We start from the raw sequence: 24,060 nt of genomic DNA, 5'->3' as shown, positions 1-24,060 counted from the left end.
CATATGACAAGCTTCATGGATTGCCACGCTCACATACGTTCGCTTGCAATGACGGTTAAGGAAAAGCTTGATTATCGAGTTAAAGTGGAGAAAATATTGGAGAAAATATGGGCAAAAATAAGTTAAACTCGAATAAAAAACTACCTCCGGGTGTTCAATTAAAGGACAATTCAGATAGTTCTGAAATGAAATCTGAAACAATAGACAATTTGGTTAGTCAATTATCGAGATTATCAAAAGAGTATACTGATATAGTAAATTCTGCAATTTCTAAAAACTTAGCAGTTGTTAATAATCGTATTAGAATAACCGAAGATATATTTAGTCAACTCTTATCATCGATGAGTAAAGGAATGCAGGATAATGTTGTACTTACTAAAGATTTGTTGAAATGTAATGGGTTACTAGATTTAGCTTTGTTACAGCGGAAAATGTTTGAAATATATTGTACTAATATGATGAATTCTTCCATTGAGGTTGCTCGTAATATACGGAAATTTGAATAGGTAGTAAGTTTGGCACAATTCCAAAATTGAGGTTATTTAAGAGTGTTAGATGTTTGAGCAATTACTTGATTTTTCTTCTATATATTTTATTATGCAAGGGATGGTAGTAACACTGAAATACAGTATAGTTTCAGTGTTATTAGGGTTGATTATTGGTATCTTACTAGCAATTTGTAAGGTAAGTAAAAGTTGTGCGTTAAGACTGTTTGCTAATTTCTATACATCTATTTTTCGTGGTACTCCGTTACTTATACAACTTAGCATAATTTATTTTGGTTTACCTAGTGTAATTGGCATTAAGCTTGGTGTCTTCGTTGCTGGTAGCATAGCTTTCTCATTAAACTCCGGGGCATATGTTTCGGAAATAATTAGAGCTGGAATTAATAGTGTTGATAAAGGACAGATTGAGGCAGCTAAAGCATTAGCTATACCCGAGAGATTAATGATGAAAGATATTATCTTGCCTCAAGCCATAAGAAATATCTTACCTTCACTGGTTAATGAGCTTATTAATTTAATCAAAGAATCATCGATTATATCAATGATCGGTGAAATGGATTTAATGCGTAGAGCTCAATTAGTATCGCTTGAAAGTTATACTTATTTTACCCCTATGTTAATAGCAGGACTTTGTTACTATGTTATGGTAATAATTATCAGTAAATTAGCTAAAATTATTGAGAAAAGACTAGTAATTGGAGCTGAGTAGGATTTATTGATAATATGTACTTAAGTGAAATATGTATAAAACGTCCGGTATTTGCAACAGTGTTGAGTCTAGTGGTTGTTATTTTAGGGGCGGTATTTTTTACTAAACTACAAATTAGGGGTATTCCCGATATTTCTTTTCCTGTAATAACAGTATATGCAAATTACCCTGGGGCAGATGCTCTTTATATGGAGAAAGAGATAACAACTCGTATTGAAAAAGCACTAAAAACTGTCAAGAACCTTGATACTATCACTTCACAAAGTACTACAAGTAGCAGTCATATAGTTTTAAGATTTCTATCATCGGTTGATATAGAAACAGCCTTAAACGATGTTCGGTCTAAAATATCTGATATAAGTTACATATTCCCCCAAGGTATGAGCATGCCTTATGTTGCTAAGATGGATGCAGATAATTTCCCTAGTTTGTATTTAAGTATCAGTAGTGATGTATATGATGATTTACAATTAACCCAAATTGTTCAAGATAGCGTAAAAACCATTTTAGAAAAACTTGAAACAATAGGTCAGGTTGAGATATATGGTGCTAAAGATTACTCTATGCGTATAGAACCAGACCCGGTAAAATTATATCAGCATAAAATGTCAGTGTTAGAAATTGAGAGTGCTATAAAAAAACAAAATATTTATTATCCAGCAGGAACTATTAAAACAACTGCACGTGATTTTACTGTAAGATTAGATGGCTCTTTAAGTAAACTGGAAGAGTTTGAAAAAATTATACTAAAAGTGAAAGATGCTAATATATTAAAGTTACGGGATATTGCTAAAATATATTTAGCCCCTCCAGATACTGAGGTAATTTTTAGATATAACGGAAAAAACTCGATAGCACTTGGTCTTATAAAACAATCGAAGGCAAACATACTTGATTTATCCAAAGAGGTTAGATATTCACTAGATAAAATAAAAAAAAATCTACCTAAGGGTATAACAATTGATATAGCCCATGATTCATCAATTCCAGTTAGGGCTTCAATCAGATCAGTATTCTTCACTATCATGGAAGCACTAGTTTTGGTTATGGTAGTAATATACCTGTTCTTGGCATCAGTAAAAATCACCCTCATACCATTTGTAACTGTTCCGATATCATTAATTGGTACGTTTATTGTTATGTATTATTTAGGATTTTCTATCAATATATTTACCCTTTTAGCAATGATATTAGCTATTGGTTTGGTAGTAGATGATGCAATAGTAATGTTAGAAAACATTTTTAGGTACAATGAAATGGGGCATTCTCCTATAGAAGCTGCCTTTCTTGCATCTAAGGAAATTGGTTTTGCCATTGTAGCGATGACTATAACACTTGTTTCAGTATTTTTACCAATAGGTTTTATAGATGGATTTATTGGTAAGTTATTCATTGAATTTGCTTGGACCTTAGCATTCTGCGTTTTATTTTCCGGTTTTGTGGCGATTACTTTAACGCCAATGATGGCAAGTCGAATGATTAACAAAAATGTTCAACCTCCTTTAGGGTTTTTAGTTAAATTTGATCAGTTCATTAAATTAGTACAAGGCAAGTATTTGTACTATTTAGATCTTGCTCTTGATCATAAAAAGAAATTCTCACTTATTATTGCACTATCTTTAGTTGTACTAGTTGTTAGTTTTATTTTTGTCAAAAAAGTTTTTATTCCTCAGGAAGATGATGGTTTCTTACAAATTTTCTTCACTGGTCCTCAAGGTTCTAGTATTAAACAATCAGAAAAAATAGTAGCAGAAGCTGAGAAAATACTTAGTCCTCATAAAGATATAGCAGGTTATTTGACAATAATTGGCTCTGGAGGTAGTAACAGTGCTTTTGCTTTCGTACCTCTTAAAGATTGGAAGGAAAGGTTAATGTCACAAGAAGATATAAAAAATATGCTTAATAAGCAATTTCAACAAATAGCGGGAATGTCGATTTTTGCTCAAAATCCACCTTCGTTGGTTAGTGGTAATGCTAGAAATGCTGTCGAATTTACTTTACAGACCTCACTTGAATATGACGAGTTAGATCAAATATCACAGAAATTCGTTAATAAAATGAAGAAAGATCCAGTTTTTATCAATGTGGGTAGTGATTTAAATTCTTCTATGCCGACAATTGACGTAATTGTTAACCGAGATAAAGCTTATCTGCTTGGTGTGAGTTTAGAAAATATAGGAATAACATTGCAATATTTGCTGGCAGCAAGAAAAATTGGTGATTTCAGAATGGGCAATAATCTCTATGATATAACTATGCAATATAACCTAAAATACCGTAATAGTACCGATCATTTTAGTAAGATACTGATACCAACCAATAAACCAACTAATAATTTGCTGCCATTAAGTGTAGTTGCTAATATGGTTGAGAAAGTGTCTATTGAGTCTTATAACCACTATAATAATTCTAGATCTGTAACGATTTCGTCAGGTTTAGCTCCAAAGCAAAAAATTACCGATGCCATAAATTCGATAAATACTATAGCTGATGAATTATTGGATAGTAGCACAACTACATTAGAATATATTGGAGAGATTAAAAGAATGACAGAATCACAAAGTAATCTTATTGTTACTTTCTTATTTGCTTTGTTGTTTATTTATTTAGTGCTTTCGGCTCAATTTGAAAGTTTTACTGATCCTATATTAATACTTATTGCTGTACCATTCTCAATTACTGGAGGGGTATTAATGCTCTTAATATGTGGTAATACGCTTAATATGTATAGTAATATTGGTTTGATCACTTTAATTGGTTTGATAACAAAAAATTCTATTATGATAGTAGAATTTGCTAATAACTTAAGAGACCAAGGACTAACTGTTAGAGAAGCTGTAACTAGGGCCTCTAGCTTAAGACTTAGACCTATTCTAATGACTACTCTAGCAACTATTTTTGGGGCAATGTCATTAGTGATTAGTTCTGGAGCAGGAGCAGCCGCACAAAATTCTATTGGTTTAGTAATAGTTGGTGGAATGAGTATAGGAACTCTTTTCACTATATTCGTTATTCCAGTTTTATATCAAAGTTTTAAAAGGGAATATATTCAAATAAATGAATTGAAGAATTAGATAATTTTTTACAAAAATCTATTAGTGGGGGAATAATTTTGATTATACTAGGAATTGACCCATCTTTAGCTGGTATGGGATGGGGGGTAATTGATACCAAGCCTCTGAAATATTTAGATAGTGGGGTCATAAAGACTAAATCAAGCGAAGCAATGCATAAAAGGTTAGCTTTCATTAGCTCGTCCTTGCAAAAGATAATAGTACAATATAAACCTGCTATTGTTGCTATGGAGGAGACATTTGTTAATATAAATAATGTTTCATCTTTAAAATTGGGATATGCTAGAGGAGCAGTCATGTCACTTATAGGAGGATATGATATTGCTTTTCAAGAATTTAAACCTAATGTTATCAAAAAATCTGTAGTGGGTTATGGTCATGCTGAAAAAAATCAGGTTCTGCAAATGATTAAACTTTTACTACCAGGAGCAATTGCAATCAGTAACTTTGATGAAGCAGATGCCCTTGCAGTGGCTTATGTTTGTTGGGCTTATACTTCAAAAACTCCCATAATTGAATTATAGCAATTCTTTACCTTTTGCTTTTTTCACTTTTTCTTCTTCTTTTTGCTTACCTTTAAATTTTGTTAGAAACTCATCTGTTATGTATATAAGACTCATACTAAAGCTAAGGAATGGAGCATCTAATATAATAGTACAACTACCATCGGCAAATCTAATCTCCTTATTACCTAAATTAGGGTTTTGGCTATGGGTGAGTTTGTATTTTTCTGAAAGTAACTCATAAAACTCTGTAAATTTATCGTTATTTATCGTTAAGATGATTGCTTGGATAATATTATCATCATTACATATTACTAATAACTCAGTCAGCCCTTCTAATTTGACATCTCTAACATTAACATAATAATTATATCCATCCCAATGATTCCTCTCTTTTTTGGTAATCTGATATACTTGCTCTACATCCGCTATACTTGCTTTATTTAATTCAAAACCCAATGGAGCTGGATTAGCACTAGTATTTAAACTAAAAATTGAAATAAATAATATGTAGAATAGTCTAGTGATCATAAAAGTTACCTTTTTATATATTAAATAAGAAAATTATAATATATAAATTATCATGATTTTCAACTAATTATTTCATTTAAGCAAAAATAATATACTATCCTCCTAACTACAGGATAAGAAACTAACTTGATGTAAAATAGATACAATTTTATTGAAATTAGATTATAAAATAATATATTCAAAAGTTCTAAAGAAGTCTCAGTTGCAGTCAATTTAGTGTTTGCTATAATCTAGCCAACGAGATATAACAAATCTTGCTGGTATGTTAGTATATACTCGAATGCTTTGAAGAATTGTTTTTTAAAATATCAAGGACAAACGTAACAACGTACCTTATGTACGCCCCGCTTGTTCTTCATTTTTAAATCCCATTCTCTAAATCATTTGAGTATACTAAATACATTAATGTCTGAAATGTTAACAATTTATTTGGAGAGTTGATCATATGAATAAAGGAGAATTAGTAGCATTAATGGCTGAAGCAGGTCATTCAAAAAGTGATGCAGAAAAAGCCCTTACTTGGGTTGTAGATAGTGTACTTAAAGCACTTAGTCGTGGTGAGGACGTTAACCTAGTGGGGTTTGGTTCTTTCCATATACAAAGTAGAGCTGCACGTGAAGGTCGTAATCCAAAAACTGGTGAGAAAATGCATATTGCTGCCTATAAACAACCAGTCTTTAGAGCCGGTAAGAAAATGAAGGAAGCCTGTAATAATAAGTAACCTGAGTTCAATACAACAAAACTAGTGTCATCCCTGCCTACGTAGGGGTTGACATTGCTTTTGCCATACAAGTATCATTACTTACGTTGGCATTTCTGACCCATGTTAGGGATAAGAGTTAGTTAATTCTTATCCCGAGTTCGCGTATGTTGGCAAAGCCTAGAAACCTATTTTTTATTATGCCATTAGTAGAATGATCAAAGAATATCTTGAATGTAGATTCAAACAGGCTAGGCTTTATAATAGTTGGCTGATTGATGTTGATGATACCGCAAAAGCTTTAGAAGATTTGCTTATATTTATAGAAAGCAGTTTGATTGTAGATAAAATTCAATTAACAAATCATCCAGATTATCGTTTAGTAGCTAGGGATAATTCTGTGACGAGCAGTGTCAAAGACATATATATTGACCAAATTAGAGATTTACAGCAATTTTTTTATAGAACATCATCAATCTCTAAATATAGAGTAGCTGTTATTTATCAAGCAGATCTAATGAATCTTAATGCAGCAAATTCCTGTCTTAAACTTTTAGAAGATACGCCAAAGGATAGTTTTATTTTCTTGATTACCTCAAGGGCTGCCGGAATAATAAGTACTATAAGATCTAGATGTGCTAAAATTAACATAAAATCACAAAATCGCTTAGTGGGAAGTGATATATATGTTAAAATTACGACGTATATTGCTAACTATGCAAATCCTAAAGTGAGGTTAGATCTTATCGAAGAGTTTACCAGTAAAAACAAGGAATTATGGGGAGATTTTGCTTGTAGCATGCTATATCTAGTTAATAGAATTACTAAAAAATCTCTCAATATCAATATTGAATTCAATGAATTAGAGAATAAAATATTTAATCAATTGCGTTCTAATTCCCCTGATTATTTGATAACAAAATTTGCAAATATCAAGCGAATAATAAATAACACCATAGATTATGACCTAGATCTAAGGGCTAATACCATAGCATTAATAGAAGAGTTATGGTAATTTTGTGAAGGAGGTCTTGACTATCATGAAGATTGCCACAGCACCTAACGGCATTTTGCTAATAGGCGATTTTTTAACTTTCAACAGTTAAGGGGTTGACATCACCCTTAATGGCAATGATTACTTGAGCCTACTATTAATTTATTACATCGATACTTGAGGTTAATATATTTATTTTGTCTTGTTTTAACAAGCAGTAGGAAATCTTTTAAATTTATAATATCTTGTTGTTGATTTATCGTATAAGTTGCCTTTATTTCATTCGGTAAAACTAACGTTAAATCATTTGACTTCATTTCTTGAGTTTGATTTTCTGAAATACTTGGCTCTAAAGTAAATAAATGCTTCTTCTTGATTCGTTTTGCTTCAGACAAGATTTGCCTCCATCTATCTTTACAAGTTGTTTTACTTGCCAGCATTGATAAACCAGTATCTGCAAAATGTATATCATGATATTTGGCAATATTTGGAAAAATAAAATCTGGTTTTGACTTATTTTCTGTTATTCCGCTGTGTGTATACATCACCTTGTTTGCATTAAAAATAAAAGATAAATGATTCTCAAGAGCTTTACCAGCACGAGATTTTCTTGCATTTTGTATAGATAATGAAAATTGTAAGAAGCTGTCAACATCAACATTGTTATTTTCAATAAAGCCATTTTGTAATTTATGAACTATCTTGATCCTCTCAAGAGTTTTGTATAGAACCTCTTCCTTTTCAAATAATCTCACAATTGCAACATCCGGCTCTTCAATTGGGTCAATTTCTTTTTGCATTAACTCTAGTGTGAATTGCGAAAGTTCACTCGTACTTGGTATTTTATTGTCAAATCTTTTCTGCATTATCTCTAAGTAATTTTCATTCAATTCTTGGACTTTTATGCCTAAAATATCCAAAATAAATCGTGATGCAAAGGTAACTTTATTATTTGTATTTTGAATTTTCTTAATCTGAAATTTATTATTATCTTCTATTTTTTCAACTCCAAAGAGCCACATAATTTGTTTTTCTGCAGTGCTGTTATGCTGTGCTATAATTACATGAAACACATCATTTTTTCTTGCAATAGCCAAGAAATCACCTTTCTTCATTCGTTTTGTAGCATCATTTGTTTGGTAATATAGTCGATACTCACTCCTCCCAGTTTTATCATGACTCTTTGCTCTAGCATCGTACCAAGTCAGGAAAGCATCTTGCAAGATATTTTGTGATTCATCTTCGTTTAAGTAAATAAAAGTAGAGTATATTTGCTTCTTTTCGAGTGTATTATTATTGCACAAACGAAACAGTTCTTTTAATGCACGGTCACCATTAAATTCATGTTGATTAGAACCGAGTATCGTATCAACTTTACTTAATGTTTTAAATGCTACTATTTCAAAATAGTCTGATAATAATCCAGAATATAGCACGTTAGTTCTCATGAATTATAGAAATTTTGTTATATATTCTGCAACTTCCCTAACAACTGGAATTACCACAGAATTACCAAACTGTTTGTATGCTTGCGTGTCACTAACAACAATTTTAAAATCATCCGGAAACCCCATCAATCTTGCACATTCCCTAGGAGTTAATCTTCTAGGATTTGAGTTTTCTTGATGTATTAATATTTCAGCCCCATCTTTATAATATCTTGCTGACAGAGTTCTGCTAATGTCATCATCCATGCAAAGACTAAAACCAAAACCATTGCCCTTTGCACGGTGTTTCTTTGCGTAATCTTGTAGATATTGCCACAGTTTGTCCGTAAGGGTATATTTCTTATTAATTTTACCATTTTTTTCGACATAGCCATTAGTAATGTCATCTTTATTTGAATTATTTTGGCAATGAAATATTGTTTTAATTATATGTTTTGTATTGGGCAAATCTATTTTATGTAAATTTATTTTTGCATCTATCCTATTTGCTACTATAAAAAGCCTTTCCCTGTGCTGTGGTACGTAATATCGTGCATCAATAACCCTTTCAGAAACAGTATAACCTAAATCTCTGAGTGTTTTTTTAATAATTGCAAATGTCTTACCTTTATCGTGTGATAATAAATTTTTTACATTCTCTAAAAAGACGATTTTTGGTTTATGGTAGCTGATAATTCTTGTAACATCAAAGAAGAGAGTTCCCTGAGTATTGCATAAAAACCCGTGTGGAATTCCTAAAGAGCAACGCTTTGAAACCCCAGCTATACTAAATGGTTGACACGGGAATCCTGCACATAAAATATCGTGAGGGGGTACATTTTGTTCGTGTACTTGTGTTATATCACCATCAATTTTATGATCACAGCTAAAATTAGCTCTATATGTTTTTAATGCCGATGTATCAATCTCGCTAGTGTAAACGCAGTTACCACCAACAGACTCAAATGATCTTCTTACACCACCAATTCCAGCGAATAAGTCAATAAAAGTAAAGTTATTATACATAAACCTCATTATAATGCAATTAACCACAATATTACAAATATATTCAATAGATATCTTTCGAAATTCTACTTCTGCTGGTAATTTATTCGTGCTACCGGTACTCTGCTTCTCACGTACATCATAGTCCGCTGCGGGTCGAGGTTTTGTGGTTTCTTTAAATTCCTCAGCATAAGCAAGTTTGCCAAAGATATCTATTATTCATAGATATATCAAGCGTATTTTTTGAAACATCTATTCCCATAAATATCTTGCTTTTTTCAGTCATTTGCTTTACCTATAATTAGTGGTTGTTTTGCAAAGTTTTGATACATGATTATAAATTCGATCTCTAAAGGATTCTGCTACCGTTCGTATACTCAAATGATTTGGAGAATGGGGACAACAAACAAGGGGTGAGCGGACTAGGCGTACATGAAGTACGTGAGTACGCGAATACCCCGCAAGTATTTGCGAAACCAATTCTTCAAAGTAGAAGAGTATATCATACTTTGTGATTCAAGGGAGGAGGGCATCAATATCCCTTCGGTCTTTAAAGACCTATCTAATTTAAACGGTGTCACTCCTTCCTGACCATATTAACTCCATAAAGAGCTAATATTCAAGATACAATCCAAAAAATAACCTGCAAAGGTCGTTAGATAATATGGATTCCTCTACCTACGCGGGAATGACATTGAGTTAGATGACCTGCGTATGATATAAAAGATGTAGGACAACTACTTTTGTTATAAACAAAAAATAAGAGCAATTTCTATGCTAATTAGAAGAATTACATTTAAAACATATAAACTCATCTCTTACATAATATTACTATTACCTTTAATGGCAAATAGTAAGATTGTTGATACTAGTAGTTTAGACCAAATAAATAAGGACTATGAAGAATTATGCAATAATTATTCCCCTAAAGATATCTTAATGGTTTTGGGTAGAGAAAAAGTTATATTCAAATCATTTTTCCCCCCAATTATCCAATTGAATAAAAATGAATTATCTAAGCTACAGGAAATATTCAAATCAGTTAAACCCTCAAAGGATACTTATTTTGATACAATACTGCTTACAGAATACAAAAATGAGTTATTAGATGTCAATTTGCCTAATTTTATAAAAAATATAATGGATAAAGGTAGTCCAGTAATTGTGAGTGATCATGGTTTAACTGGTAACTTTAACAATATAAAGAAACTAGAAATATGGGAAGCTGAGTATTTAAAGAAATTTAATATTGATTTGTCCAATAGTTTCCCACAACATAATTATCTTATTTTTAATAATATGAAGCCTTTTGATAATACTTATCCAACATTTTATCAGGGTATATTGAGTAGTAATAATAATGCCTCATTTCAGTTGATATTAAATTTTTTAATAGAAGTGAAGTTTATGCCAAAAGTTTTAATAATGGTCGATGGGAATTCCAGTGAGTTGACTGCAATGGAAAGTCAACTAAGAAATTATGACGATAATGTGATGTTTATTGGCTATAATTATAAATTATCTGACCAAAAAGAATCAATATTCAATTCTCGTGATTTAAAAAAATCACTTAATGAATTGGTTAATAAGGTAAATGCAGTAAAGAGAAGCAATGACAAAATCAAAGTTAAGAATCAAGAGAGTGTAAATCCATATGATAATAAAAAATAACTTTTTATTAAAATTATTGTTAATTTTTATCATGTTACCATATACAAGTTATGCAATAATTATTCCCACTTATTCTATAGATTCTGTTACGGTAAAAAATTTACTTGAAAAAATTGATGCATCTAGCTTAGTGCTAATCAATATTGATGATACAATAGTTACGCCTAAGTCTAAGATGTTTCGTTATGCTAATCCTTATAGAGGGTTTGTTGAAGAGCTGGCAAGTTTGGCAAAATATCATCCTAATATGGATGAGATAATTGCTAAGTTGCTATTGCAAAGACAAGTTATGTTAGTAGAAGCTAGTTGGCCAAAATTTATCGATAAACTGAAAAGTTCAGGGGCTTTGGTTTTTGGGTTTACTAAAATTAACCCAGCATGTAAACTGATTAAAAATTATGAGGAATGGCAATATGAGCAGCTAAGTAGACTCGGTATTAAATTTACTGATAAAGTTAATAATAAAGAAATATTAAAATTTGATGAAACTGATAAAAGGTCACCAATTTTTCATAAGGGTATAATATTTACCGACTATCTAAATAAAGCTCAGGCATTACGTGAGTTTATGAGTATCACAAATATTTTACCTAATAACATTATTCTCTTTGAGAATAAAAAAAGTGAATTAGATAACATAGATAATTTTTTAAGAACAATTGATCTAGATTGTTATGGGGTAGAATATTTAGCCGTTACAGAATTACAAGGTACTCCACAGGAGGATATAGTGAAATTTCAACAGGAAATATTATTAAAAACAGGAAAGTGGTTAGAAGATGATGAGGCTAAACAATTTATAACAAATAGCAAATAATGAATAATAAATGATGCTTAATTTAATTAAGTCTTTAAAAAGTTTAATTACTGAAGCTGGTGGGATTGCTCTAATTAGAAGAGATTTAGGGTTAATAGTTTCTTATAAAGATGATAATTCTCCCGTGACAAATGCTGATAAGGAAATTAGTAGCTTTATATATGATGGTTTAAAGGACCTAGCACCTAATATTCCTGTAGTTTGTGAAGAAAGAGATATAATTGCTTTGAATAGCAATCAATTTTGGTTGATTGATCCGATTGATGGTACAAAAAGTTATATCAAAGGTGAGGATACGTATACAGTAAATATTGCATTGATAAAAAATGGTATGCCTATTATTGGTTTTATCTATCAACCATCCGTGCAAAAATTACATTATACAGATGCTAATAATGCTTTAAGAATTGAACAAAATGGCGTAGAAACAAGCTTTGATGCCCTACCTAAAACTCATTATAGGGCTGTTGTTAGCTCACATTCGTCAAATTCAGATATCAAGAAATTCCTAAAGAAACATCTAATTACTGAAATAGTTACTATACCAAGTTCAATTAAATTATGTTTAGTAGCAGAAGGGAAGGCGGATATTTATCCCAAGTTTGGTCCAACTATGGAATGGGATATTGCAGCGGGACATGCGTTAATTAAAGCTAGTGGTGGAAATATTGTAGATATAGATGGAAATGAATTAGTTTATCAAAAGAAGAACTTCCAAAATCCTCATTTCTATGCTTATAGTCGATATTTCCCTATCTTTACTTCGTTTTGATATTGATTTATAACCTCAAATATTGATATAATAAATTAATAGTAGACTCAAGTAATTATCGCCATTAGGGGTGATGTTACCCCTACGTAGGCAGGGGTCTAAAATAACTCAACACAAGCTATCTTGGTCATTTTTCTAGATTCCTCCCTACACAGGAATGACATAACGCCTGCAAGGACGACACCATAGGCTATTAAACCGATGTCTTACATCAAACTGATTTGTTTTAGGTTGAAAATTTTTACAGAAACCTAAAGCACTCTAGCGTAAATATAATAATCCCTATGTACTCCTTGAACAATTTCATATTTCTTAAGCAAACCCTCTTTGACAAAATTACATCGTTCTAAAACATTAATTGAACGTATATTGTCATTTATTACAGTAGCTTGGGTTCGAACAATACCAGCATATTCTATAAATCTTAAAATAGCTTTGATAGATTTTAGCATAATTCCTTTACCCCAAAATGCAGGATCAAGATCGTAGCTTATTTCTGCTTTGAGGTGCATTGTAGAAACAGTATTAAACCCAGCCGTACCTATAAGTTTATTATTATCTTTAAGGGAAATACCCCAGTAAAATCCTCTTTGGTGATGAAATAAGCTAGACCAATATTTTAGTTCATCAGCAGCTTGTGGGATAGTTGATGGAATGTTGTTATCTGTCAAGAAAGGACGCATCTCTAATTTACTCATATAACCAAAATAGTCTTCTGAATCATCACTAGTTAATTCTCTCAGCACTATGTTGTCTAGGTCTAACATAGGAAATTGGTGATATATAGAATGATTAAGCATGTGTAGAAGCGATTTTATAATTAATTGGGTCAATTGTATTATTTTCTTCAAAGGCCCTAAGTCTAAGTAAGCAGGCATGACATGTCCCACAAGATAACCCATTAAATGGGTCATAACAAGAAATTGTTTTGGAGTAATCTACTCCTAATTCTAGACCGGTTTTGATAATTTGCCCTTTTGTCATATTTATTAAGGGAGCATGAATGGTAATTCGTGTACCCAATACTCCTACCGCAGTTGCAAGATTAGCAAGCTTTTCAAAAGCGTCTAGGTACTCTGGACGGCAATCTGGGTAATTAGCATAATCAGTTGCGTGTACCCCCATAAAAATATCAAAGGCTCCTATTATTTCACTAAATCCCAAAGCATAGCTTAAAAATATAGTATTACGTGCTGGTACATAAGTGATTGGTATATTATCCCCTAAATCACTATGATCTTTATATTTTGGTACTTCTATAGCATCATCAGTAAGAGCTGATCCGCCAAAGCTACGTAAATCAATATTTACAATTTTATGTTGTTTGATATTATAGTTCTTAACTAACTCTTTAACTTTCTCAAGTTCAATATTATTATGTTGAGAATAGTTAAAACTTATGGCATGAATTTCGTAATTCATTTTTTCTATCATTGCTAGTACTGTGGCTGAATCTGCACCGCCACTAACTAAAGCTACTGCCTTCTGCATAAAAATCTCCCATGATTAACCATTAATTCGATATAAGAATTAGTCAATTCTTATCCCAAATTCGGTGAAATTATAGATTGCTTCGTCGACCTATGGTCTCCTCGCAATGACGTTTTATAGGCGTATATGTCTATTAGCGAGCGAACGTACGTGAGCGTGGCAATCCATTTTGCTAAAAACATGATTTTAAAAGATTAAAATCATGTTTTTAGCTTTAGAAAGGTTTAAAATGCATTCGCAAAACCGATTTAAGAATGCATTTTTCCTTATATTAAAGCTAATTCGGGATAAGAATTAGTTAATTATTATCCCGAATTGGGGTTTGTTATACCACAGGTAAGATTAATTTTTAGCACATCCTGCCACATCTTATCCCAACCTTTGGTATGAGTAATATTAGGGAAAATCTTTTGCTGTATACAATCTGAAGAACTAGCTTTTATATAGCCCTGCATAATTTTACTTGGTACTATTGCATCCTTAGCTCCCGAAAGATGTAATTGTGGAATATTGCTAATTTTTATGGCATAATCTATGGGATTTAATGACTCCTTTAACGCATATATCCCATGATGTTTACTGAAATTCTCAATATCAAGATTACCAGCTATAGTTATTATATCTTTAATATGCTTATTTCTTGCTGCAACCAAGACAGTAACTCCACCACCTCCGGAAAAACCAACCAAACTAACTGGTTTACCATTACTTATACTATTTATTACTATATTTGTTGATTCTATAACCTCCTTGGCAAGTCTTTTGTCTGTCCAATAGATTTGACTGCAATTGGGGTTAAGTTCTACTGGCGTATATTGGCACGGACGAGCTATATAAACTATATTAGGTCTAGTATCAAGAGCTGCAAGCTTAAGCAACATAACCTTGGAAGGGGTTGGATTGCTAGAAACTGCGTAACGCCCTATACTAATGCTACCATCACCTTCAATATAAAATACGTAAGGGCTATCTTTATCTGAAACACGTTGGTAAGTTGTAATAACAAAATCGCCAGCCTTAACTAGTTTTTTCTCAAAGTTGTTTATTGAGGCTACCTTATCTGCCTCCTTAATCCTAGTATCTATAGATGAAACACACGCAGAAAATAACAGGGATATAGAAAGTAGAACAATTTTAAAAAGGTATCTCATCATCTAGATCACTATGGTCAAAGTTACTATTACCAACTGTGCTTTTTGGTACAATAGAATCTAGGGAGTTAGTCCCACTACCTTTAGAATCTAATAATATAAATTGTGAGTTAAAATTTTGTAGTACTATTTCTGTTGTATATTTTTCTTGACCAAGGTTATCCACCCATTTTCTAGTTTGTAAATTACCTTCTAAATAAACTTTAGTGCCTTTCTTGGCATAATTCTTTACAACAGACACCAAACCTTCGTTAAATACTACTATTCTATGCCATTCAGTTTTTTCTTTCTTCTCTCCAGTAACACGGTCTTTCCAAGTTTCAGAAGTAGCGATACTGAAATTTGCTATCTCTTTACCATCAGACGTGTGCCTAATTTCTGGATCACGCCCTAAATTACCTATTAATACTGCCTTATTTAAACTACCAGCCACAGATCATTACCTATTTAAAAATTACTATTGCAATAGTAATTCAAAACAACCTATAATGCTACAAGTTTTTTGATAAGTTCCTTAAAAATTTATAACAAATTATGATACAAGAATATATTAAAGTTCGTGGTGCTAAGGAGCATAATTTAAAAAATGTAAATGTTGATATTCCAAGAAATAATTTTGTAGTAATTACAGGGCTTAGTGGTTCTGGAAAATCTTCACTAGCTTTTGATACTATTTATGCAGAAGGACAACGTAGATATGTTGAAAGTTTATCTTCATATGCTAGGCAATTCTTACACCTTCAGGATAAGCCTAATGTTGAATCGGTCTCTGGTTTGTCACCTGCAATAGCTATTGATCAAAAAACCACATCTAAAAATCCTCGTTCTACAGTGGGTACTATAACTGAAATTTATGATTATTTAAGATTATTATATGCAAGGGTAGGAGTACCTTACTCTCCAGCAACAGGTCTACCAATCAAGAATCAGACCATATCAGAGATGATAGATGCCATTCATAATTTTCCTAAGGGTACTAAATTATACATATTAGCTCCAATTATCAGAGGACAAAAAGGTGAATTCAGACGTGAAATGCTTGATCTTAAAAAACAGGGTTTTGGGCGATTATTCATTAACAATGAAATTTATGAGATCGATAATCTTCCAAAATTTGATAAGAATAAAAAACATAATATTGAAGTAATTGTTGATAGGATTTCTCTAGAAGATGATTTAGGTAACAGGCTTGCAGATAGTTTAGAAATCTCTCTTAAGTTAGCAGATGGTATAGTATATGTTGAAATTGTTGACCTACCAAACGGATTAGAAACCAACCTTACTAAAGGCTCGAAAATCATTTTCTCAGAAAAATATTCTTGTCCAGTTTCTGGTTTTCAAATTACTGAAATAGAACCAAGAATTTTTTCCTTTAATAGCCCATTTGGTGCTTGTCCTAAATGTGAGGGTATCGGCACAGAATTGTGTCTTGATAAAGAATTAATTGTTCCAAATAGCAGAATTAGTATTAAAGATGGAGCTATAGCACCTTGGGGGAAAATATCCTCAAAGTTTTTTTTAGAAACATTAAAAGCTTTAGCAAGTCATTACGAGTTTTCATTAGACACTCCTTTTATAGAACTACCAAATACTGTACAGCAAGTATTATTCCATGGATCAGGTGACGATGTTATAAAATTTCAGTATCATGATGGTTCTAAATCTCAGGTGGTACAGCAACCTTTTGCTGGAATAATACCTAGCTTACAAGAAAAGGAGCGTAAGGCTGATTCTTCTTTAGTAAAAGAAGAATTATTAAAATACAAAGCAGAGTACAAATGCACATCTTGTGAAGGTTATAGACTAAAAATGGAGTCTCTTTGTATTAAAATCGCTGATATGCATATTGGACAAGTATCTACCATGAGTATTTTGCAACTACAGAAATGGTTTAATCAATTAGACAAACAGCTCAATAAAAGACAAATGACTATTGCCGAACGCATATTAAAGGAAATCAAGGAAAGATTACAATTTCTTATGAATGTTGGTCTTGATTATCTTGCTTTGTCTAGAGAATCAGGAACTCTGTCTGGTGGAGAAAGTCAGCGTATTCGCTTGGCATCACAAATTGGTTCAGGGCTTAGTGGTGTGTTGTATGTACTTGATGAACCCTCAATTGGTTTACATCAACGTGATAATGCTAGATTAATAGAAACTCTCAAGAGTCTTCGAGACCTTGGTAATACAGTGCTTGTTGTTGAGCATGATGAAGAAACAATGTACGAATCGGATCACATTATAGATGTCGGACCAGGTGCTGGTATTCACGGTGGACATATAATAGCACAAGGAACAATTGAGGAAATTAAACAATGTCCCAATAGTATAACGGGTAGCTATTTAAGCGGTAAACAATCTATTGAAGTGCCAACAAATACTAGAGTATCACCTGCGGGTAAGGTAATAGCATTAACTGGGGCTATTTCTAATAATTTACAGGATGTTAATATTACAATTCCTCTGAGCAGTTTTACAGCAATAACGGGGGTATCAGGTAGCGGTAAATCAAGTTTAATAATTCATACTTTATATAAAGCCGCTTTAAAATTTTTAGAACCCTCTTCAAAAAATTTTCCAGGAGAATATAAGTCAATTAAAGGTCTTGAATATATTGATAAGGTTATTGATATAAACCAATCACCAATAGGTCGCACACCAAGATCAAATCCAGCAACTTATACTGGTGCGTTTACCCATATTAGAGACTGGTTTGCTGAACTACCAACTGCAAAAGCACGGGGTTATAAAGTTGGTAGGTTTTCATTCAATGTTAAAGGTGGAAGATGTGAATTATGTCAAGGTGATGGTCTGATTAAAATAGAAATGCATTTTTTACCTGATATTTATGTAAAATGTGATGTTTGTAATGGAGACAGATATAATAGAGAAACCCTTGAAGTTAAATATAAGGATAAATCTATAGCTGACGTTCTTAGGATGACAGTTGAGGATGCAATGAGTTTCTTTGCTAAAGTACCACTAATTTACGAAAAACTTGTTACTTTAAATGAGGTAGGACTTGGTTATATAAAAATTGGACAATCTGCTACCACTTTGTCTGGAGGCGAAGCACAAAGAATAAAGTTAGCTAAAGAGTTATCAAAACGCTCAACCGGTAAAACTTTATATATACTTGATGAACCAACAACAGGGTTGCACATAGATGATATTAATAAATTGCTTAAAGTGCTGCATAAGTTAGTTGATATGGGTAATACTGTTATAGTTATTGAGCATAACCTAGATGTTATCAAAACAGCGGATTATATTATAGATGTTGGACCTGAAGGTGGAGATAAAGGCGGTAGAATAGTAGCTACCGGCACTCCAAAGGATATCGCTGCTTGTAGTGAGAGTTATACTGGACAATATTTAAAGCATTATCTAGACCAGTGTTAATGTAGCTGCGATGAGCTGCCATTTTCATTAGCTAAGATTATTAGCGATAATAGATTAAAATGCATTCGTAGAAGCGCTTCAAGAATGCATTTTTCTGATATTATAGCCAGTTTTAATGCATTCGTAAAATGCACTAAAATCGAAGAATGGTGGGGCGTAGTGGATGATTTTAGAACCCAAACCGAAGTAAGAAATGTGATAAACCAGCATCCTTATCGTACATTTGTATAGATGTATCAATTTAATTAATCTTTGGGAGTATCTTGCCTGAATAATTTTAAAGTGTAGATTTGATCCCTTTTGAAAAAAAATTGTAATGTGACTAAAGCCCTAACCTAGTCATACTAAAACCTAGTTAAGATATAAGCTTTTAGAGTTTTAATTTTCAATTCTCATGGGGGCAATTTTACAGCAGGATGCCACATGGTGTACGTTGCGAACTTTTTACCAGTTTAGGTTAGAATTTTTGCAAATCCCTTTAAAGGCTAATTATAACAAAACTCTGCCTTTAACAGGGCTTTTATAGTTAGCCCCAAATAACCTAACTAAAGAGTAAATTTTAATAATAGGGGTAAGGAATTTATGTATGTAATATTTTTCTTAATCAATTTGGTATTCTAGTACTACTTTTTTGCCACAAAAGGTCATAGAGATTTTAATGATCTTTTTGACATGTTTGTGTTCTCTTATCTTAGTGTCATATTGTTTATCTATAATTTGCTTTAAGCCCATTTTGGCTACTGAAAGCAAATCTTCTGCATTTTTAGCAATCTTATACTCAATAATAATTGCTTTATCTTCTCTACCAGCTTTGGGGATCATGATAATATCAGCTCTACCACGACCTGACTCTTGTTCGCTTGCTATTATGTAACTAGGGGCTAACATGTTAACAAGCCCTAGCATAAAGCCACTATAAAATAATTCTGCCTTTTTCTCCCCTGTTTGGTAAAAACTGGTAGAATTTACCAACAACTCTTGTAAACGCTCTTTAAATTCCTCTACTTTACCTGCTGGCAATAAACTGATAAAAGAGTAATATCTAGAACTATCAATTTTTAGCTGATCAGTTACCCATTGTAGAACTCTTGTTTCATAAATATATTTTACTTCATAATTAGGGATAGATAGCTCATAAACATTCTTTTCCGGTATTTTGGCAGTAGGGTTTAAATAACCGCTGAACAGTAATAAACTGAGTAATCCTATTGGTTCATTGATATCAGCAAAACTTATTTGTTTGGTAATAGGTGAGATAATACTTCTCCCGGCAGCTAAGCTCTGTAAATCTTCTTGCATTTCATCGGATAGCAGTATTTTATCTATTAAAGCTGTTCCCCCACTATCAAGCCAATAATGATCGAGCTTACCTTTGTGTGCTAAACATTGCATGATTGACCATGGATTATAAATTACCTCTCCACCAAATGTATAACCATTATACCAGTCTTTAATCTCTTCATGACTGGTTTTGGTAGGTACTTTAGTCAATAAATCATCAACTTCTATTTGGGTAAAGCCATAAGACTTAGAAAAATCATCATCAAGTAAGGTATATTCACTAACATTATTTAAATCAGAAAATAAATTAGCTTTAGCAATTCTTAATATGCCAGTTATTACTCCTCTTTCTACACAAGTATTACCTTTTAGGCTGCTGCCAAACATCCCACGGAATATCTTTAGTACATCATCAAACTCTTTTGATTTATTGCCAAATTCAATGTATGAACTATTAATTGGTGTATCATATTCATCGATTAATATATAAGCTTTTTGGTTAAAATGTTTGTAAAGTATTTCACTTAAAAACCTTAAACTATCCTTAAGGTCTTCTTTATCAAGATTTCCTGTAAAATATTGGTTTAATTTTTCCTTTTGTACATCATCTAGTAAATTCTTATTGTCTGCTATATAGTGTTTTAAATAGCGATGGTTAGAGAACAATCTTATAACCTGATTCCGTATACCGTTTTCAATTTCTTGGTAACTGCTGCCCTTAACATCCTTAAAACTTATAGAAATAACCGGATAATTACCTTGTTGAACCATAGCGTATTCATTACTATTAATCTTTAAAGGTTTTAGAGTCCTTTTACCTTTAATACCTAAATCTACTATGCCTCCAGTAAAGAGTTTATGATTTACTCTCTTTTCTTGTGCTAAAGGCTTGCCGTCCTGATCCACTTCTATTTCAAAAAACTTCTTGAGCATGTCCATATTAAGGCTTTTACCCCAACGTCTTGGTCGAGTGATTAATATAACATCTCCACTATCTTCTAGGAATTCTTTGATCATTAGACTTTTGTCAATAAATACATCGCTATTTAACAATAATGTTTTAAAGTCATCAGTACCTACCCTCATTCTAGGGGGCTTGCTACTCTCAATAATATTAATGTTCTTGAGATTTGTCTTGATATCAGAAAGTTTGTTAATCATATTACTTGATATTTTAGTAGTTTGTTGATTTCTTTAATATTTCAACTAGTAATCAGAGCTATATGCTCAGATGTCATATTTTTTTAAGTAAATTTTTAGCTATAGCAATTTTTTCTTTTCCTCTCCGCTAGTTTCTGCAGCTTGTTCAATCTTTTTGGATTGAGAAAATGGGAAATAGCCATACTAGATAATCAAAATTATATCAATCATGTTATACGATAAAGTATAGCACATAAACTATAAAGCACTAAGTAATATAATGCAGAAATAGCATGAATTCTATAATTGCTAAAAAGATTGCTTCAAGGATGAATGCAAAAGGACAGACATCTCTAGTACACTACCTTTTTAGCTTTTTTTGGTGATTTAGCTCAAATTGTTTGCATGGTATACAGTAGACTTCTTTCGAAACTCTACTTCTGCTGGTGATTTGTACGTCGATGCGGTACTCGAATCCTCACGTACATTAGAGTACGCTGCGGTTCGAGGTGAAGCGTCTCCTTCAAATCCCTCAGCATAAGCGAGTTTCGAAAGAAGTCTATTGACTTCAATATCTATTATATCATACTTTTAACTTACAATTGCTTCGCTTACGCTCGCTAATAGACTCTGTGGTATAGGTATTTGTAAACTTTCAACAGTTGTACCACTTTGTGGCTTGCGATGACAATTATTTGTTTCTGTAATTTAGTATTTTCTATCATTAGTTATAACTTTTAAACTGCCTTGGTTCAACATTTCAATAAAAATACTTGCAATTTCTAAAATACTTCATATAATGTGCTGGATTTTTAATAAAAACCGTTTGTACCGGTAATATTAGTTTATCAAAATAAAAAAAATAACTTTAAAATATTATAAATTATGGCAAAAAATAAAAACTTCAATATTGAACAATACCTAAAACTTACTAATGGTCTAAGAGGGCAGGAGTACAATGATAATGATTTTAACGTATTAAGTAAGTTGATAGGAGAAATACGAAATCAAATGTTTGGGCAGAAGAGCGAAGAATTGTATAAGAATGCACAACGATACTATGATACTGAACGTGCTTTAGAATTGATGGAAAATAATAATGAAATAACAGTAACATTTCAAAATGTATTTGGCAAATCAGTTACACTAACAAAAGATGCAGCAAAACAAATAAAAACAGAAGTTGAACGGAGCGTACAAGCTATAGAAATTAAAAAAGAACTGATAAATAGTTTATGGCAGAAATTTGAGCAAGACAAGAGTCATGCTCCAAAAATATATAGTGAGAATGCGTTAAATGAAGTCTTAGAAGGTTTAGGTTATGAAGCAGATGATTTAGTGTTACCACCATTTAATAGTTTACCTAATGCTCAAGCCCAAGCACCAGCGTATAATTATGTAGATAGAGATGATGAAGATGAAGACGCCTTATATAGTTTATCCAATGCTCGACTCCAAAGACCAATACATAATGATTTCAATGAACAGGATGAGTTTGGAACTATGGCAATCTATAAGCGTGGGGTTGAGCAAGGTGGATTTGGTGGTGATTTTAATGATGCTCGTGCAGGAAATCATCAGTTTGACAATTTCAATGTTGAACAGGGCAATGCTTTTAATAGTTTAGATCACACCCAAGCGAATGATTTTCTAACACGAGTGAAACTTTTATTTAGACCAATACCTGCTCACTTACATCGGTTCAAAAAACATTGTGAATCTAAGTTTTTAGAATATTATACATATGGTAATATTAGTAGTATTCAGAGTATAATAGACAGTGAATGCATGCTAGAAGAAAGAGTAAAGATTACACAACAGATTATTTCCTTAAGAAAATCTTATTTTAATGATCAATCTTTTCATCATCCGGAGCAAAAGCCTGTTGTAGAGGAAACCCCATTGATTTCAGGTATGGCTGGTATACAATTGCAACAATCGCCCGTACCAAAAGCTAGAACAAGCCTAGCACAAAGTAAGCCTCAAGAATCTGCAATAACTCAACCACGTAATTCAGATGAAGAGGTAAAAAAAATAAACAAATGGCTTGAAGACAACAAACTACCAACATTGAGTAGTTACAGTACAATACTTTTAAAGAAATATTATCAAGATCCTTCACAAAAAGATTATTTGGGAAATATCTGTGTTCAACAGTCACTTTTTGGACAAGACAGACAGAAATTGATTAGTCTTATCACAGGTGAATCGAGTGTACGTGAGAAATTTCTTTCAGAACTTGACAAAAATGGGCTAAAAGTTTCTAGTAGTACAGAAAATGCTATTATGCAATTCATAAGTGTAGGAAAGTCATTAAATTGGTCTAGCATAAACGAAGAGCCACTGGTACAGATATTTATAGAGCAAGAACTCAGTAAATACCAAGCACTAAAAAATACAGGAAAAGCAAGAGAGTACACTATGGATTATAAAGCATGGCAACATGCAAATGAAACAACAACAAATATAGCGGCAAGGGTAGAAACAAACAAACTACAGGCAGTTCAAGTTGCCGAAAAAGTAAAAATTCAACAATTGTTGGAAAATTACCCTAATACAAAACCAGTATTCAATAAACTGCAAGAGTTAAATCTAGGTTACTCACAGATCAATAGAGTTATAAAAAAGATAAGTGAGTTTCTTAGCAATCCAAACAGTGATAAAGGAACTTTTAACGCAGAATTATCAACAGCATTAGTATTAAATTACTCGGATGATGAGTTCAATCTTGTAAATAAAATATTTACTGCTACTATTTCATATAAAGAAAGATATGATCACAACGGTAATGCAGGCTATTTAAACGAAGATGTAGGTCATAATGCAGGTTATTATTACGATCACGATGATTATACAATAAATTTATTAGGGGAAGAGGGAATTTAA

The 24,060-nt window shown here is 32.2% G+C and carries 20 protein-coding genes; 12 read left to right on the top strand and 8 right to left on the bottom strand.

From position 1 onward, the window contains the following. The first annotated feature begins 107 nt into the window (after nucleotides 1-107). From AAGD53_RS04315 to ruvC, 4 genes are read left to right on the top strand one after another with little or no spacing between them, the layout of a single operon-like run. Nucleotides 108-506 (top strand): hypothetical protein, encoded by a 399-nt coding sequence (locus AAGD53_RS04315; RefSeq protein WP_341761188.1) that lies wholly within the window; start codon nucleotides 108-110, stop codon nucleotides 504-506. Between the two features lie 49 nt (nucleotides 507-555). Continuing rightward, nucleotides 556-1,215: an amino acid ABC transporter permease gene (locus AAGD53_RS04310; RefSeq protein WP_341762325.1), complete on the top strand. Its 660-nt coding sequence runs from the start codon at nucleotides 556-558 to the stop codon at nucleotides 1,213-1,215. Between the two features lie 14 nt (nucleotides 1,216-1,229). Beyond that, entirely contained in the window at nucleotides 1,230-4,289 is a 3,060-nt protein-coding gene (locus AAGD53_RS04305) for an efflux RND transporter permease subunit (RefSeq protein WP_341762324.1), read from the top strand. A gap of 38 nt (nucleotides 4,290-4,327) precedes the next feature. Then, nucleotides 4,328-4,813, top strand: coding sequence for a crossover junction endodeoxyribonuclease RuvC (gene ruvC, locus AAGD53_RS04300; RefSeq protein WP_341762323.1), 486 nt, complete (start codon nucleotides 4,328-4,330; stop codon nucleotides 4,811-4,813). Here the strand turns inward: ruvC and AAGD53_RS04295 are convergent. Continuing rightward, nucleotides 4,808-5,323, bottom strand: coding sequence for a hypothetical protein (locus AAGD53_RS04295; RefSeq protein ID WP_341762322.1), 516 nt, complete (start codon nucleotides 5,321-5,323; stop codon nucleotides 4,808-4,810). The genes ruvC and AAGD53_RS04295 overlap by 6 nt on opposite strands. A gap of 445 nt (nucleotides 5,324-5,768) precedes the next feature. Between AAGD53_RS04295 and AAGD53_RS04290 the strand changes: the two genes are divergently transcribed. Both AAGD53_RS04290 and AAGD53_RS04285 read left to right on the top strand, forming a co-directional pair. Then, complete coding sequence (locus AAGD53_RS04290; RefSeq protein WP_341761183.1) at nucleotides 5,769-6,044, top strand: HU family DNA-binding protein; 276 nt, start codon at nucleotides 5,769-5,771, stop codon at nucleotides 6,042-6,044. Between the two features lie 193 nt (nucleotides 6,045-6,237). Then, on the top strand, nucleotides 6,238-7,038 hold the full coding sequence (locus AAGD53_RS04285) for a DNA polymerase III subunit delta' (RefSeq protein WP_341762321.1): 801 nt from the start codon (nucleotides 6,238-6,240) through the stop codon (nucleotides 7,036-7,038). A 107-nt stretch (nucleotides 7,039-7,145) separates the two neighbouring features. On the opposite strand, the gene AAGD53_RS04280 is transcribed toward AAGD53_RS04285, so the two are convergent. Together AAGD53_RS04280 and dcm are read right to left on the bottom strand one after the other, a co-directional pair. Then, entirely contained in the window at nucleotides 7,146-8,453 is a 1,308-nt protein-coding gene (locus tag AAGD53_RS04280) for a type II restriction endonuclease (RefSeq protein ID WP_341762320.1), read from the bottom strand. 15 nt (nucleotides 8,454-8,468) lie between these two features. Further along, nucleotides 8,469-9,470, bottom strand: a complete 1,002-nt coding sequence (dcm, locus tag AAGD53_RS04275) for a DNA (cytosine-5-)-methyltransferase (RefSeq protein WP_341762319.1) — start codon at nucleotides 9,468-9,470, stop codon at nucleotides 8,469-8,471. A 753-nt stretch (nucleotides 9,471-10,223) separates the two neighbouring features. Here dcm and AAGD53_RS04265 point away from each other — a divergent pair. From AAGD53_RS04265 to AAGD53_RS04255, 3 genes are read left to right on the top strand one after another with little or no spacing between them, the layout of a single operon-like run. Further along, nucleotides 10,224-11,120: a DUF2608 domain-containing protein gene (locus AAGD53_RS04265; RefSeq protein WP_341762318.1), complete on the top strand. Its 897-nt coding sequence runs from the start codon at nucleotides 10,224-10,226 to the stop codon at nucleotides 11,118-11,120. Continuing rightward, entirely contained in the window at nucleotides 11,104-11,937 is an 834-nt protein-coding gene (locus tag AAGD53_RS04260; RefSeq protein WP_341762317.1) for a DUF2608 domain-containing protein, read from the top strand. The genes AAGD53_RS04265 and AAGD53_RS04260 overlap by 17 nt, the downstream gene beginning before the upstream one ends. A gap of 10 nt (nucleotides 11,938-11,947) precedes the next feature. Continuing rightward, nucleotides 11,948-12,709, top strand: a complete 762-nt coding sequence (locus AAGD53_RS04255; protein WP_341762316.1) for a 3'(2'),5'-bisphosphate nucleotidase CysQ — start codon at nucleotides 11,948-11,950, stop codon at nucleotides 12,707-12,709. A 251-nt stretch (nucleotides 12,710-12,960) separates the two neighbouring features. On the opposite strand, the gene AAGD53_RS04250 is transcribed toward AAGD53_RS04255, so the two are convergent. From AAGD53_RS04250 to ssb, 4 genes are all read right to left on the bottom strand, one after another. Further along, nucleotides 12,961-13,509, bottom strand: a complete 549-nt coding sequence (locus tag AAGD53_RS04250) for a GNAT family N-acetyltransferase (RefSeq protein WP_341762315.1) — start codon at nucleotides 13,507-13,509, stop codon at nucleotides 12,961-12,963. Continuing rightward, nucleotides 13,502-14,200, bottom strand: coding sequence for a 7-cyano-7-deazaguanine synthase QueC (queC, locus tag AAGD53_RS04245; RefSeq protein ID WP_341762314.1), 699 nt, complete (start codon nucleotides 14,198-14,200; stop codon nucleotides 13,502-13,504). The genes AAGD53_RS04250 and queC overlap by 8 nt, the downstream gene beginning before the upstream one ends. A 305-nt stretch (nucleotides 14,201-14,505) precedes the next feature. Continuing rightward, complete coding sequence (locus tag AAGD53_RS04240) at nucleotides 14,506-15,354, bottom strand: alpha/beta hydrolase (protein ID WP_341762313.1); 849 nt, start codon at nucleotides 15,352-15,354, stop codon at nucleotides 14,506-14,508. Beyond that, the gene (gene ssb / locus AAGD53_RS04235) at nucleotides 15,335-15,784 is read right to left on the bottom strand and encodes a single-stranded DNA-binding protein (RefSeq protein WP_341762312.1); all 450 of its coding nucleotides are present in this window, start codon (nucleotides 15,782-15,784) and stop codon (nucleotides 15,335-15,337) included. Before ssb ends, AAGD53_RS04240 begins: the two co-directional genes overlap by 20 nt. Before the next feature lie 101 nt (nucleotides 15,785-15,885). Between ssb and uvrA the strand changes: the two genes are divergently transcribed. Next, the gene (gene uvrA / locus AAGD53_RS04230) at nucleotides 15,886-18,753 is read left to right on the top strand and encodes an excinuclease ABC subunit UvrA (protein ID WP_341762311.1); all 2,868 of its coding nucleotides are present in this window, start codon (nucleotides 15,886-15,888) and stop codon (nucleotides 18,751-18,753) included. Between the two features lie 84 nt (nucleotides 18,754-18,837). Beyond that, entirely contained in the window at nucleotides 18,838-18,984 is a 147-nt protein-coding gene (locus AAGD53_RS04225) for a hypothetical protein (RefSeq protein WP_341762310.1), read from the top strand. A gap of 369 nt (nucleotides 18,985-19,353) precedes the next feature. On the opposite strand, the gene AAGD53_RS04220 is transcribed toward AAGD53_RS04225, so the two are convergent. After that, a complete protein-coding gene (locus AAGD53_RS04220; RefSeq protein WP_341762309.1) occupies nucleotides 19,354-21,195 on the bottom strand; it encodes an AAA family ATPase in 1,842 nt (613 codons plus the stop codon). Nucleotides 21,196-22,059: 864 nt separating this feature from the next. Here AAGD53_RS04220 and AAGD53_RS04210 point away from each other — a divergent pair. Next, nucleotides 22,060-24,060 (top strand): hypothetical protein, encoded by a 2,001-nt coding sequence (locus AAGD53_RS04210; protein ID WP_341762308.1) that lies wholly within the window; start codon nucleotides 22,060-22,062, stop codon nucleotides 24,058-24,060.

Origin of the sequence: Candidatus Tisiphia endosymbiont of Melanophora roralis (assembly GCF_964026575.1) — a bacterium.
GTDB lineage: Bacteria > Pseudomonadota > Alphaproteobacteria > Rickettsiales > Rickettsiaceae > Tisiphia.
This window is presented reverse-complemented; position numbering and strand designations above follow the sequence as displayed.